Annotated in this window: 13 protein-coding genes; 1 reads left to right on the plus strand and 12 read right to left on the minus strand. The window is 70.0% G+C overall.

Going from position 1 to position 12,791, the window contains the following annotated elements; all coding sequences use genetic code 11:
* From Q8Q85_02805 to alr, 12 genes are all read right to left on the minus strand, one after another.
* A partial coding sequence (locus tag Q8Q85_02805; GenBank protein MDP3773173.1) for an XdhC family protein occupies positions 1 to 206 on the minus strand: 206 nt, incomplete at its 3' end.
* Positions 207 to 283: 77 nt separating this feature from the next.
* A complete protein-coding gene (gene fbp, locus Q8Q85_02810; GenBank protein MDP3773174.1) occupies positions 284 to 1,297 on the minus strand; it encodes a class 1 fructose-bisphosphatase in 1,014 nt (337 codons plus the stop codon).
* Positions 1,294 to 3,702: a ComEC/Rec2 family competence protein gene (locus Q8Q85_02815; GenBank protein ID MDP3773175.1), complete on the minus strand. Its 2,409-nt coding sequence runs from the start codon at positions 3,700 to 3,702 to the stop codon at positions 1,294 to 1,296. Before Q8Q85_02815 ends, fbp begins: the two co-directional genes overlap by 4 nt.
* Before the next feature lie 33 nt (positions 3,703 to 3,735).
* On the minus strand, positions 3,736 to 4,017 hold the full coding sequence (locus tag Q8Q85_02820; protein MDP3773176.1) for a late competence development ComFB family protein: 282 nt from the start codon (positions 4,015 to 4,017) through the stop codon (positions 3,736 to 3,738).
* Complete coding sequence (gene miaB, locus Q8Q85_02825; GenBank protein ID MDP3773177.1) at positions 4,014 to 5,336, minus strand: tRNA (N6-isopentenyl adenosine(37)-C2)-methylthiotransferase MiaB; 1,323 nt, start codon at positions 5,334 to 5,336, stop codon at positions 4,014 to 4,016. The genes Q8Q85_02820 and miaB overlap by 4 nt, the downstream gene beginning before the upstream one ends.
* Positions 5,333 to 6,580, minus strand: a complete 1,248-nt coding sequence (locus Q8Q85_02830) for a MiaB/RimO family radical SAM methylthiotransferase (protein MDP3773178.1) — start codon at positions 6,578 to 6,580, stop codon at positions 5,333 to 5,335. The genes miaB and Q8Q85_02830 overlap by 4 nt, the downstream gene beginning before the upstream one ends.
* Complete coding sequence (locus Q8Q85_02835) at positions 6,577 to 7,719, minus strand: hypothetical protein (protein ID MDP3773179.1); 1,143 nt, start codon at positions 7,717 to 7,719, stop codon at positions 6,577 to 6,579. The genes Q8Q85_02830 and Q8Q85_02835 overlap by 4 nt, the downstream gene beginning before the upstream one ends.
* Positions 7,719 to 8,933 (minus strand): hypothetical protein, encoded by a 1,215-nt coding sequence (locus Q8Q85_02840; GenBank protein ID MDP3773180.1) that lies wholly within the window; start codon positions 8,931 to 8,933, stop codon positions 7,719 to 7,721. Before Q8Q85_02840 ends, Q8Q85_02835 begins: the two co-directional genes overlap by 1 nt.
* Positions 8,908 to 9,195 (minus strand): EutN/CcmL family microcompartment protein, encoded by a 288-nt coding sequence (locus tag Q8Q85_02845; GenBank protein ID MDP3773181.1) that lies wholly within the window; start codon positions 9,193 to 9,195, stop codon positions 8,908 to 8,910. Before Q8Q85_02845 ends, Q8Q85_02840 begins: the two co-directional genes overlap by 26 nt.
* Complete coding sequence (cdd, locus tag Q8Q85_02850) at positions 9,192 to 9,590, minus strand: cytidine deaminase (protein MDP3773182.1); 399 nt, start codon at positions 9,588 to 9,590, stop codon at positions 9,192 to 9,194. Before cdd ends, Q8Q85_02845 begins: the two co-directional genes overlap by 4 nt.
* Positions 9,591 to 9,698: 108 nt before the next feature.
* Positions 9,699 to 10,862 carry a phosphopentomutase gene (locus Q8Q85_02855; protein ID MDP3773183.1) on the minus strand — a complete coding sequence of 388 codons (1,164 nt, stop codon included), beginning with the start codon at positions 10,860 to 10,862 and terminating at the stop codon, positions 9,699 to 9,701.
* Positions 10,859 to 11,941 (minus strand): alanine racemase, encoded by a 1,083-nt coding sequence (gene alr, locus Q8Q85_02860; protein MDP3773184.1) that lies wholly within the window; start codon positions 11,939 to 11,941, stop codon positions 10,859 to 10,861. The genes Q8Q85_02855 and alr overlap by 4 nt, the downstream gene beginning before the upstream one ends.
* A 30-nt stretch (positions 11,942 to 11,971) precedes the next feature.
* Between alr and Q8Q85_02865 the strand changes: the two genes are divergently transcribed.
* Positions 11,972 to 12,748 (plus strand): MazG family protein, encoded by a 777-nt coding sequence (locus Q8Q85_02865; protein MDP3773185.1) that lies wholly within the window; start codon positions 11,972 to 11,974, stop codon positions 12,746 to 12,748.
* Positions 12,749 to 12,791 lie beyond the last annotated feature (43 nt).

Below are 12,791 nucleotides of genomic sequence, written 5' to 3' on the forward strand. Positions count from 1 at the left end.
TCGAGCGCGCGGAGCGCTTCCCGCACGACAGCGGGTTGGGTACAGCTGCCGCCCAACCAGCCGTGGAACGCGCCGCCCGGCGTGATCAGCGCGGTATCACCAACCCGCGCCGCGCTGGGTGGCTCGCGGCGGACCACGGTCGCCAGCGCGAACGCCTCACCCCGTTGGGACAGCTCGGCCGCGAACCGCAGGAGGTCCGCACGCATTGTCGCCTCGTCTCGATGATAGCGGAGAGGCTATCCCTTCAAGCTTAAGATGTCAACGCGGACCGACTCAGGGTGTGCTAGGAGCCCGACAGCATCCTCTCCGCCATCCGCACGTCGTCCCGGCTCCCGATGTAGAGCGGCGAGCGCTGGTGCAGCTCCGTGGGCACGATGTCGAGGATGGCCTGCGTACCGTCGGACGCGTAGCCGCCCGCCTGCTCGCAGATGAACGCCAGCGGGGCGCACTCGTAGAGCAGACGGAGCTTGCCCGTGGGCGCCTTCTTGTCCGCCGGATAGCAGAACACGCCGCCCGCGATGAGGTTCCGGTGGAAGTCCGCCACCAGCGAGCCGATGTAGCGGCAGTTCTTCGCCTCTCCACCGTTGTCGTCGAGGCCCTTGTATCGCTTGATCAGCGCCTGGACCTTCGGGTCCCAGCGCGGGAAGTAACTCTCGTTCACGCTGTAGTACTTCCCGACTGCCGGCGTCGTGATGTCCGGATGCGAGAGCAGGAACTCCCCGATCGTGGGGTCGAACGTGAAGCCGTGCACTCCGTGGCCGGTCGTGTATACCATCATCGTGCTCGAGCCGTACAGCACGTACCCGGCCGCAACCTGAGTTCTCCCGGGCTGGAGGCAGTCCACCAGGGAGCCCGGACCGTCGCCCGGCGTCACCCGACTGTGGATCGAGAAGATCGTGCCGATGGAGACGTTGACGTCTATGTTGGAGGAGCCGTCGAGCGGGTCGTAGAGAATCGTGTACTTGCCGCTGGGATAGCCGTCGGGAATGAGGATGGGCTGTTCGTCCTCCTCGGAAGCCAGCACGCACACGCGCCCGGTATGGAGCAACGCGTGCTGCATCGTGGCCTCGGCGAACTCGTCGAGCTTCTGCACCACCTCGCCCTGCACGTTCACTACCTTGGTCGAGCCAAGGATGTCCGCCAGGCCCGCCATCCGGACGTGGCCGTTGATGATCTTGGCCGCCAGGCCGACGTCGTACAGCAGGTTGGACAGCGCCCCGGTCGCCTCGGGGTGCATCCGCTCCTGGTCCATGATGTGCCGCTCAATCGTGACGACGTGTTCCAGCTTGGACTTCACCGCGGCTCCCGCGTGAGCATGAAAGAGGTGTCGCGCCCGATCCCGGTTCTCAAAGTGACGATCTGTCCATCGGTCTCGACTGCGATCTCGCCAAGGTGGTCGGTACGATAGATCGCGCAGCCCGATGCTGCGAGGCCCGTCAAGATGCCACGATCCGGATGCCCATAGTTGTTCCGGCCCACCGAGATCACGCAGAGCGCGGGGCGCAACTCGGCAAGCCACGAAGCCCCGCTCGCGGTGCGACTCCCGTGGTGACCGACCTTGAGGAGCGTCACCGCACCGATCGTGCCGCCCCGGGCGGCTTCCATGGGCAGACCGGCATCGCCCGTGAAGAGAGCGCGAAAGCCGCCGTACTCAACCGACAGCACGACCGAATTCTCGTTCGCCGGGAGTCGCAGCTCCATCCAGGCGCTGTCCGGGTGCCACACCCTGAGCGTGACTCCGTCGATCTCGATCCGGTCGCCGGCCCGGGCGCGGCGCCATCTCGCGTGCGCGCCGACGACGTCCCCCAACCATTCGCGGTACAGCGGCCGAGGATCGGCTTCGCCCGGCTCCAGCGCCAGTTCCGCGGGGACCGTCCGAAGCACGGCAGGCAGCCCCCCCAGGTGGTCCGCATCGCCGTGCGAGGCCACGACCACCGCGATCCGTCGAACTCCGTGTCGCCGCAGGAACGGCGCGACGATTCGTGCACCAGCGTCGAAGTCCGGCCGCCTCGGCCCGCCGTCAATGACGATCCACCGCCCAGCGGGGGTCCGGATCGCCGCGGCGTCGCCCTGCCCCACGCTCAGAAAATGTAGCGCCAGTCGGCCGTCGCCGTCACCCGACGCCGTGGCCGGCGGCACGGTCCACCAGATGGCCGCGGTGAAGGCGACCGTGCCGGCGAGGGTCAGACGACCAAACAGCGGGGCTAGCGCGCCAACGGGCCCGCGGGCGGGCAGGCGGGCCGGCTGGCGCGCCGGGGACCCGTGCCCCGTGCCTGGCCTCAGCACGACCCAGGCGATGGCGGCGAGCGTGAGCGCAGCCAGGACCCGGCGATCGAACTCGATGGTCGCGAGCGGGAGGTCACCCGCGAGTCTGGTCACCCACTCGAGCAGGTCGAGGCAGAGACCAGCCGCGGCCGCCGGCGCCGTCGCAAGCGCGTGCAGCCCGGGAACGGACTCGAGCCCGAGTGCGAGCGCGATGGCCGGGATGACGAGGGCGGCGAGGGGCACCGCGGCGATGTTCGCGACCAGCGCGGCCGGCGCCATCGTGCCGAAGACCAAGACGCTGACTGGCGCCGTGGCGAGCACCGCCCCCAGCGATACGAACACCGGCTGCGCCAGGCGGAGCCACTTTCGTTCGTGCAGCACTTCGGCGCTGCGCGAGTTCCTGCTCCACCACGCCGCCGCGGCGCCGCAACCCCAGACACCCGTGAACGAGAGCCAGGGGCCGGCCTCGAACACGGAGAGAGGATCCATCGCCACGACGACCACAGCGGTGGCAGCGAGCGCGGCGTTGGGGACCGGCGGGCGCTGCCGCACCCGCGCCCAGCACCAGAGCGCCACGAACGCCGCGGAGCGCACGGCGGGAGCGGGATAGCCGAGCATCCAAACGTAGCCGGCGACAAGGAACGTGCCCGCGACCAGGGCCGGAGCCGGTGGCACCCGCGCCGCGCGCAACAGGAGAACGAGCACGGCGGCGAGGATGCCCACGTGGAAACCGGATATCGAGAGCAGGTGCGCCAAACCGGCGCGTGCGTATCGCTGGCGCAAGTCAACCGGCAGGTCGTTGCTGGCGGTGACGGTGAGCGCGGCGGCAAGCTTTCCGCGCTCCCGACCGAAGAGCAAGGCGAGCCGGCGCTCGGCGCCGAGGCGGAGGCGGGGACGAAGGGATAGCGGCAGGGCGACTGGCCGGACGCTCTCCGCAAGGAGCCGGCCCGCACGCTCGGGGCGGGTGGGGAGAAACATCGGGCCGCGATTCCGGTCCCGCTGCCACCTGCCGACCACCGCCAGCGCGGTTTCGTACCCAGGCGCGCCGGCCCGCCGGCCCGCCGGCACGTCGGCTCTCGCCGCCGCGCCCGGCATTATGATCGCGATCTGACCGCCGCACGACGCAGGCTCCATCACCCGGAATGGGGTCGGCCGCCCCGCCTCGGGGAGATCGAGCGGCTCTACGATCAGCGCGAGTCGCGCGCCATCGCGCCAGCGCACGCGGCAGTCCGCCTCGGCGCGCACCCGCGCCGCCCCGCCCCAGACCCCGCCGGCCGCCGCCGCCGCGAACCACACCGCCGGCTTCGGCAGCCGACGCCATGCCAGGGCCGAGCCCGCCGCGAGAACCGGCGCGAGCGCCCACGCCGCCCACGAAAACGCAAGGCCGGCGACGTCGCCGGCCACGAATCCCAGTGCAACCAGGACGATGGCCGGCATCTCAGCGCCGACCTCCGCCCGCCTGGCCCCGGATCAGCTCATCGCCGCGGGCTTCCTTCCGCAGCGGGGCGAAGCGCCTACCGTCTCGAACCCCTCCATGAGGGCGATGGCGACGTCGGCGCGGCTCTGATCCGCGTTCATCTCCAGCTCGGAGAGTACCTGGCCCCTGAGCGTGACGACGTAGTGCGCGGGCAGCCGGTTCAAGGCGTAGACCATCACGTCCTCCCGGCACAAGTCGCAGTTGCACGGGTCCGGCGCGCTGGGCAGGAGCTCGACGTACACCCGCTTCACGATGTCTTCCATTACGTTCCTCATGCCACCACCACTCCCAGCCTTGGTGACGCCACCACCGCCGAGAATGTAGCACCGGTCGTGCCGGTGAGGCGAACGTTCCGGTACGTCCCGATCCATGATTCCGGCCCGTCCAGCATCGCCACGCGGCTGTGCCGGGTGCGCGCCTGAAGCTGCCCGCCGCGTCGCGCCACCTGCTCCACCAGAGCCTCGTGGGTCGTGCCGACGACCGCCGCGTTCCGGGCCCGCGATATCCGCCGCACCTCGTCGATGACCCGCACCAGACGCTCCGCCGCGGCTTCGTCCGGCACGGCGTGAGGCAGCTTGAGCGCGGGCGTCCCCTCGCGCGGGCTGAACTTGAAGGTGAACGCGTTGTCGAACCCGACCTCGCGCACCAACGTGAGCGTCTCCTCGAACTCGTCGTCGGTCTCGCCGGGGAAACCGACGATGATGTCCGTCGTGATGGCGAGGTCGGGGATGGCGGCCCGCAGGCGCTCGACGACCTGGAGATACTCCTCGCGGGAGTAGCGTCGCAACATCCGCTTGAGCACCCGTGAGCTTCCGCTCTGCGCCGGCAGGTGTACGTGCTCGCACACGGCCCCGACCTCCGCCATGGCCGCGATGACGCGGTCCGAGAAGTCGTTGGGGTGTGGGCTGGTGAACCGCACGCGGCGAATCCCGTCCACGGCGCCGACTGCGCGGAGCAGGTCCGCGAAGTCGTGCTCGCCGTCGTGATACGAGTTGACCGTCTGGCCAAGGAGCGTCACCTCCGTCACGCCGTGCGAAACGAGGCCCTCCGCCTCGCGCACGACGTCGGCCAATCTACGGCTCCGCTCCGGTCCCCTCGTGTACGGAACTATGCAGAACGTGCACCTATAATTGCAGCCGCGCTGGACGGTGATGAACGCGCTGGCCGCCGTCCGGCGCTCCGGGACCACGTCCTCGTAGTGCTCGGTGGAGACGAACGCCGTCTCGGAGGCCCGCTCCCCTTCCCTGGCGCGGCGGATGAGCTGCGGCAGCTGGCGATACCCGTCCGGCCCCACCACGAAGTCCACGTGCGGGGCTCTGGCGAGCAGCCTTTCCCCGAGCCGCTGCGCCATGCACCCCACCACCCCGAGGACGTCACCCGCCCGCTTGTCGCGCTTCAGCTCGCCCACCCGCCCGAACACGCGCTGCTCGGCGTGATCGCGGACGGCGCAGGTATTCACGATTACGATTTCGGCCTCAGCCGGAGACTCCGCGCGCGCATAACCTTCGCGCACCAGGACCCCGGCCATAAGCTCGGAGTCAGCCACGTTCATCTGGCAGCCGTAGGTCTCGATGAAGAAGCGCGGTGCGATCACGCCGACTCGGCCCTCAAGGAGTTCCCGCTCTGCAACAGGCGCCCCGTAACGCGACCGCGGCCCAGCGCCCAGGGCGCGTCGGCCGGAATCTGCACCGTGAGGTAGTCCTCCGTCAGGGCGTCCCGCAGGCCTGCCCGCCTCGCCTCGAGCACCAGGTCAGCCTGCCCGCCGATGCGCGAGGCGCGGTGCGCGGCCGCCTTCCTGGCCGCCAGCGCGCGCAACTCCGCGCTCCGCCCGCGCACCACGTCCGGCGCCGGCGGCGCGCCGAGGCGCGGGGCCGCGGATCCATCCCGCGGCGAGTAGGGGAAGACGTGCAGGTAGGTGAACGGCAGCGCCTCGACCAGCCCGACCGTCGCACGGTGGTCCGAGTCGGTCTCGCCCGGGAAGCCGACGATGACGTCGGCGCCGAGGCCGAGCGGATGAACGCGCTCCGACAGCCGCTCCACCCGGCGGCGATACTCGTCCTTCGTGTACCAGTGCCGGCCCATCCGTTTCAGCACCACGTCGCTGCCCGACTGGAGCGGAGCATGAAGGTGAGGTGCGAGGCGGCCGGGCGACTCGAGCATCAGGCGCTCCATCAGGTCGTCCAACTCGGTCGCCTCGACGGACGACAGCCGGAAGCGCACCAGCGGCACCCGTTCGATAAGCAGCGCGGCGAGGCGCGACAGGGTAATCTCGTCGTCGCGGTCACTCCCGTACGCGCCGATGTGCACGCCCGTCAGAACGATCTCCGCATGGCGCTGCGCGAGCGCGAGAGCTTCTTCTACTATGGCTTCGGAATCGCGGGAGCGGTGGTCGCCGCGGGCCAGCGTGGTCGCGCAGAAGGTGCAATGCTCGTCGCATCCGTCCTGGACCTTGAGCCAGGCGCGGGAGGAGTCGCTGAAGCCCCGCAGCACGCCGGCCGCCGCACCGCTGGCGCCCAGCGCCTCAGCCACGCGCTCCGGGTCCGCGCCGCCCACCACGGCCGTGACGCCGGGCAGCGCCGCGATCCGCCCCTCATCCAGTGCCGCCGCGCAGCCCATCACGACCGTGCGCAGCCCCGGCCGCTGCCGCGCGATGCGCCGCACGAAGCCGCGCAGCTTCGCCTCGGCGACGTGCGTCACGGTACACGAGTTCACTACCGCGGCGTCCGCCTCTTCGGCGGTCCCCACGATCCGGCATCCCGCGTCCTCGAGACGCTGGCGCACGACTTCCGTATCGTACTGGTTCGCTTTGCAGCCGAAGGTGTGCAGCAGGACGTTCACGGCCGGACGGTAAGCCCCAAGAATGCGGTGGTGAAGCTCTCCGACAGCGCGCCCGCGGCGCGCGTGCCTTTCTCTACGCCCGCGTCGAGCGTGGTGCGGCCGCCCGCCAGGGCGAGGCCGAAGCCTCCGCTGAACGCGTGCTCACCAAGAGCGGCTCCGCCTACCGGGAACGGCAGCTGCCGCCACCGGTAGCCGAGGCGCAAGGGGATGCGCGACGACCCGAGCCTGATCGCTTCGACGTCCACCCCCGCCCCGACGCTCCAGACGCTGCGCGAGCGCGCCTCGCCCGCCGCGACGAGGTCGTCCGCGGCGCGGCTCCAGGTCGCGTATCCCACGCTCGAAGCCAGGACGAAACCGGGCGCCGGGGTGTAGTGCGCACCGAAGCCAAGCTCGACCGGGAGCGCGACCGTGGCGCGCGCGCCGGAACTGCTCTTCGCCTTGAGGCCGCTGTTGATCCGCAGGGTTCCCCCCACCTGGAGGTTGGGCCGCGCCGTGAGGACCGCGCCCAGCGAAAGACCGAAGCCGCTGAAGTCGGTGACCGCGACGTCACGGAAGCCCTGATACGTGGCGTCGTCGAACTCGCGCGTTACTTCGAGCCGCGTGGACCCGGTGAGCGCGTGAACGCCCGCCCCCACCGCCAGCGTGGGCGACAGGCGGTAGGCGGCCGCGAAGCGCAGATCCGACACGCCTCCGATCGACTTCGACTGGTCGGTGACCTGCACCGACGAGTCTCGCAGCGGGAGCGTGTCCACTCCGCTCACGCTCCAGGTGCGGTCGAGGTAGTCCGAGATCGCGACGCCGAGGTACAGGCGCTGCCCCACCACCGTGGCGAACCCTACCAGCGGAAAGCGGGTCGAGGTGAGCGAGGCCTCGCCCGTGCCGGAGTCGAACCGGCGCCGCGACGGAGAGCCTACGGCCCAGCCGGAGACGCCGCGCCGGCGCGCGAGTGCCGCGGGATTCGACCCGCCCTCCGGATCGAAGAGCGCGAAGCCGCCGCCGGCCGAAGCGGACTGCGCCGAATGTGGCCGGCCGAGGATGCCGAGCCCCCGGATGCCGAAAACGGAGTCATCGGCGGCGAGCGGGCGTGCGCCGAGGGCGAGGGCGCCAAGCGTCAGCGAACTCGCGAAGAGACGGCGCATCACGGCACTCCGAAGGCGTACGGCTTCACGTACGTGACGCGCAGGTGCGGTGCCAGGAGGGCGCCGGCGGTCCGTGACGCGATGGACACTTCACCGAGGGTGCCGCCCTCCGGCGTGACGCGCAGCAGGATGGAGCGCGGCAGCGAGTCTCCCGCCGCGGCCCAGAAACGAAGCATCCGCGCCACCTCGAGCGAGATCTGGGCGGTGTCGCCGACCGTCACCCGCGCCTTGCCATAGAGCAGAGTGTCCGTGTGGGTGATCGACTTCCCGCCGAAGTCGCGCACCAGCGGCCGCGCCTCAAGGTCGAACGACTCACCAGGCCGTCCGGTCGCCGGGCGCGTCTGGCTCAGCACCAGCGTGGCGCGCACCACGGTGCTCGAGTCGAGCAGGAACCGGGGGATCGAGAACCGCATGACCGACCGCGCCGAGGGCAGATTGCCGACCAGCAGGCTCGCTCCCGGCGTCGCGGCCGCGGGGCTGGCGACGAAGGTGTCGAACCGCGGCGCCAGGTTGAAGGTGTGCCGCAGCGTGTCCGTGGCCGTGGGTCCGTGCACGAAGTACTTGAGCCGAAGCGATGCGCCGGACTCCACCGAGCTCACGGTCACCGCGGTAAGGGTGTCGGCGCGGAACCCCACGCCGATCCCGATGGCCCCCGAGTCCGAGGAGAACGGCTCGACTCCGGCCGGCGAGAGGAACTTGTGGTGAAGAGCGACCACCGGAAGAGAGTCCCCGGCCGAGAGCGGAACGGAGTCGATGAGCATGGAATCGGCGAAGTACGCGTCCATCGAAGCGAAGGTCGCCGTCGAATCCACCGAAGCCGGCAGGCGATACAGGAGCATCCTGAGGTTCTTCACCGCCGGGTCGCGCGCGATTCGGAGATCCAAGGTGACGCTGTCCACCGCGCCGATGGTCACGCCCGCAGTGTCGCTCGCGACCGGGAACCGGGCGGGCCGGAAGAACCGGAGCAGCACTCTACCCTGGAGCGAATCGAGATCGGCGGCCACGAGGATGGTGCCTTCTGACGGCGTCACGAAGCCGCGGACGCTGACGTCGCTCGTGTCCACGCCGAAGAGCGTCGTGTCCGAGACCTGCACCTGGCTGGACGGACAGAGCGCCGGGCACTGCCCCGGCGCCGCGATGTTCTCCCGGCACGACAGCACGGCCAGGACGGCGGCGGCCGCGAGCGCCCTAGTGCAGGCGGGTGTTCTTGCCATTTGCGTCGAAGCTGTCCACGATCGCCATGATAACCGCGTCCACCGGGCGATCCTTGGTAGCAGGCGTCTGCCGCGCCGACGAGCCCGATGCATACAACACCGTTTCCCCGGCCCCCGAGCCAACCGCGTCCACCGCCACCACGTAGCCCCCTTCGGGCTTGAGGTCGAGCGTGAGGTTCTCCACCACTAGCAGCTTGGCGCCCTCGAGCGAGCCGTCCTTGCGCGTCGCCACGACCGATCCGATGACCCGGCCCAGCTTCATGCGTCCTCCATGAAATCGGCGCCCGTGAAGGCGTCGGGCAGCAGCTCATCGAGCCGCCACGTCTTCCGCCCCCCCTTCGCGCCGACCGAGATGACCTCGAGGTCGGTGCCGAACTCCGCCAGCAGCTGGCGGCAAAGGCCGCAGGGCGCCACCGGCTCGTCCGCGTCGCTCGCCACAGCGATGCGCGTGAACTTTCGGTGCCCGGCAGCCACCGCCGTCACGAACGCCGTCCGCTCCGCGCAGATCGTGCCGCCGTACGACGCGTTCTCCACGTTGCACCCGGCGAACACCGTGCCGTCCACCGCCTCCAGCGCCGCCCCGACGTGGAACTTGGAGTAGGGGCAGTAGGCGCGCTCCCGAGCCTTCTGGGCCGTGGCGATCAGCGCGTCGGTCAACGGGCCTCCGGGGGAGCAGGGAGCGGGGAGCGGTACCTCGCAGTGCCGGCCGCGCGAGCGCGTCGCCGCGACTGGCAGCCAAAGGTACCGCTCCCCGCTCCCCGCTCCCTAGTCAACAATGTCTCCCAGAAAACTCTTCCCCGCGGCCAACGGCCCCACCCCGAAATACTCAGCCGCAGTCTGCCCCAGATCCGCAAACGTCCCTCTCGACCCAAGATCCACCGGCGCAATCTTCGGCCCGAACACAACCAGCGGCACATTCTCCCGCGAATGGTCCGTGGACGGCGTCGTCGGATCGTTGCCATGATCCGCCGTCAGGACGAACACATCCTCCTCCCTCACGAGCGGCAGTACCTGGCCCAGCCACGCGTCCAGCTCGATCAAGCCCCTATGGAACCCCGCAACGTCGTTCCGGTGCCCCCAGTTCTGGTCGAACTCGATCACGTTCACGAAGACGAGCCCGGAATCTACCTGGAGCAGTGCCTCCCGAATAAGCCGGTAGGCGTCCGCGTTGGTCGGCGGGTGCGTGCTGGTCAGGTTCCGCGCCGCGAACAGGTCGTCCACTTTCCCGATCCCGTGCCGCGGAATGCCCCGCTCCGCCAGGAGGTCCAGCAGCGTCGTCCCCACCGGCTCGATCGAGAAATCCTTGCGATTGGCGGTGCGCGCGAACCCACCCGGCTTGCCGACGAACGGCCGCGCGATCACTCGCGCCGTCGCGGGCTCACCCGCGAGCATCGCACGGGCCTTGGCGCACGCCCCGTACAGCTCCGCGAGCGGGACCTTCTCTTCATGCGCGGCCACCTGGAAGACCGAGTCGGCGGACGTGTAGACGATCCAGTCACCCGTCTCGAGGTGCCGGCCGCCGAACTCGTCAATGATCGCCGTGCCCGACGCGGCCTTGTTGCCGATGATGCCGCGACCCGTCACGCGCGAGAACTCGGCGAGTAGGTCCGCGGGAAAACCGCGCGGATAGGTCGCGAACGGTCGCTCCAGGAGCACTCCGCAGATCTCCCAATGCCCGGTGATGCTGTCCTTGCCGGCACTCACCGGTCGCATGATGCCGTGCGCGGCGCGCGGCGCTGCAGCACGCGTCACGCCCGCGATGGGACGGACGTTGCCGAGGCCCAGGCCTTCGAGCACCGGGAGCGTGAGCCCACCCACCGCCTGCGCGACGTTGCCAAGGGTGTCGCTGCCGGTGTCGCCGTAGGTCGCGGCGTCGTGCGCTTCGCCGCAGCCCAGTCCGTCGAGGACGATGAGGAAGAAGCGCCTCACCGGTAGCGGCGCTCCACCCGCGCGCCGATGCGCGTGAGCACCTCGTAGCTGATGGTGCCCGCGGCGGTCGCCATCTCGTCCAGCGTGATCTCCTCCTCGCCGTCCTTGCCGATGAGTATCGCCACGGCCCCCTCTTCGGGAGCCCACTCGCCCGACCACGCCATCGTCGTGTCCATAGTCACCCGGCCCGCGATCGGCAGCCGCCGCCCCGAGATCAGCACCGCTCCCACGTTCGAGAGCTTGTGATCCACGCCGTCCGCGTAGCCCGCCGCGATGGCGCTGAGGCTGATGCGAGTACGCGCCGTGAAGGTAGCGCCGTAGCTCACGGTCATCCCGGCCTCGCGCCACTCGACGCCGCTGACCCGGGCGCGCCACGTGACAACGGGCTGCGGGCGCTGGACGCCGGCCAGGCCGCCATAGAGGAAGATGCCCGGCCGGACCAGGTCGGCGGCAACCTCTGGAAAGCCGAGCGCAGCGGCGCTGTTGGCGGCGTGCACGATCGCCGGCCGGCGCGGCAGGCTCGCCAGCGCGCCCTGGAACCGCTGCCACTGCTCTTTCACAGACGCCGGATCGCTCTGGGCGGAATGGAAGTGGGTGAAGACGCCCTCCAGGCCCGCCGCGTCACTGAACTCCCGCGACCGCTCCGCGAAAGCTTCCCACCAGATCCCGCCGCGGCCCATGCCCGTGTCCACCTGAACGTGGAAGGGCTGGTCCCCGGCCAGCGCGCGCCACGCGCGCACCTGCGCGACGCCGTCCAGCGCGGGCGTGAGATCGTGTTTGGCGACATCCGCGAGCGCCTCGGTGACAGGGGTGAAAACAACGATGCGGCGGGTGATCCCCGCGGCGCGCAGCTCGGCGCCCTCTTCTGGCGTGGCGACGCCGTAGCCCCACGGGTCGAGCGATTCGAGCGCGCGTGCCACGGGCGCTGCGCCGAGGCCGTAGGCATTGGCCTTCACCATCGGCAGCAGGCGCGCGCCCGCCGCGCGGGTCGCCACCGTCTTTGCGTTGGACACCAGCGCGCCCAAGTCCACTTCGATCCAGGTGCGGGCCGGGTCCGTCAGATTGCTCTCGGGTCGCAAAGTGAGTAGCGTACCCGGGAAGGGGGCTAAATGCAAGGAGAATCGGGGTTTGGCGATGTGCTGGACCTGGTCCGGGACCTCAGGAAGCGGTGCGATTTCGACCGGGCGCTGACGCTCGACACGCTCCGACCCTACCTCCGCGAAGAGGTGGCCGAGCTGGAGGACGCCATAGACCACGGCGACCAAGCGAAGATCATGGGCGAGCTGGGCGACCTGCTGCTACACTGCGCCTTCCAGGTGGTGCTCGCCGAAGAGCGCGGCGCATTTGATATATCAAGTGTCACCCAACGGCTCGTCACGAAGATGAAGGCGCGCCACCCGCATCTTTACGCCCACGGTGAGAAGCCGCGCTGGGAGCGGATGAAGGTTGAGGAGCGGAAGAGAGAGGCTGAGATGAGCGGGGAGTTAGGGGAGAAAGGGGAGAAAGGGGAGAAAAGGGGTGGAATTCTCGGGCGTCTGCCGCCCTCGCTGCCCGAGCTGGAGCGGGCGTTCCGTTACCAGGAGCGGGCGGCGTCGGTCGGCTTCGACTGGAACGATGTGATGGGTCCGCTCGACAAGCTCGAAGAGGAGGTGCGCGAGGCGCGCGTGCATCCGGCCGAGGAGATTGGCGACGTGCTGTTCGCGGCGGTGAACGTGGCGCGAAAGGCGGGCGTGCACCCCGTCATCGCGCTGCGGGACGCGACTGCGAAGTTCGTTAGGCGGGTCGACGCGCTCGAAACGATGGCGGCCGAGCGCGGGGTCGAACTGGGCCGGGTGGAGCTGGAGGTGCTAGACGGGCTCTGGGATGAAGTCAAGAAAGGGGAGTGAAAGGGGGCTCTGTTTGCTGGCATGTTCCCGAGGGGCCTCGATG

This window comes from Gemmatimonadales bacterium, assembly GCA_030697825.1.
Classification (GTDB): Bacteria; Gemmatimonadota; Gemmatimonadetes; order Gemmatimonadales; family JACORV01; genus JACORV01.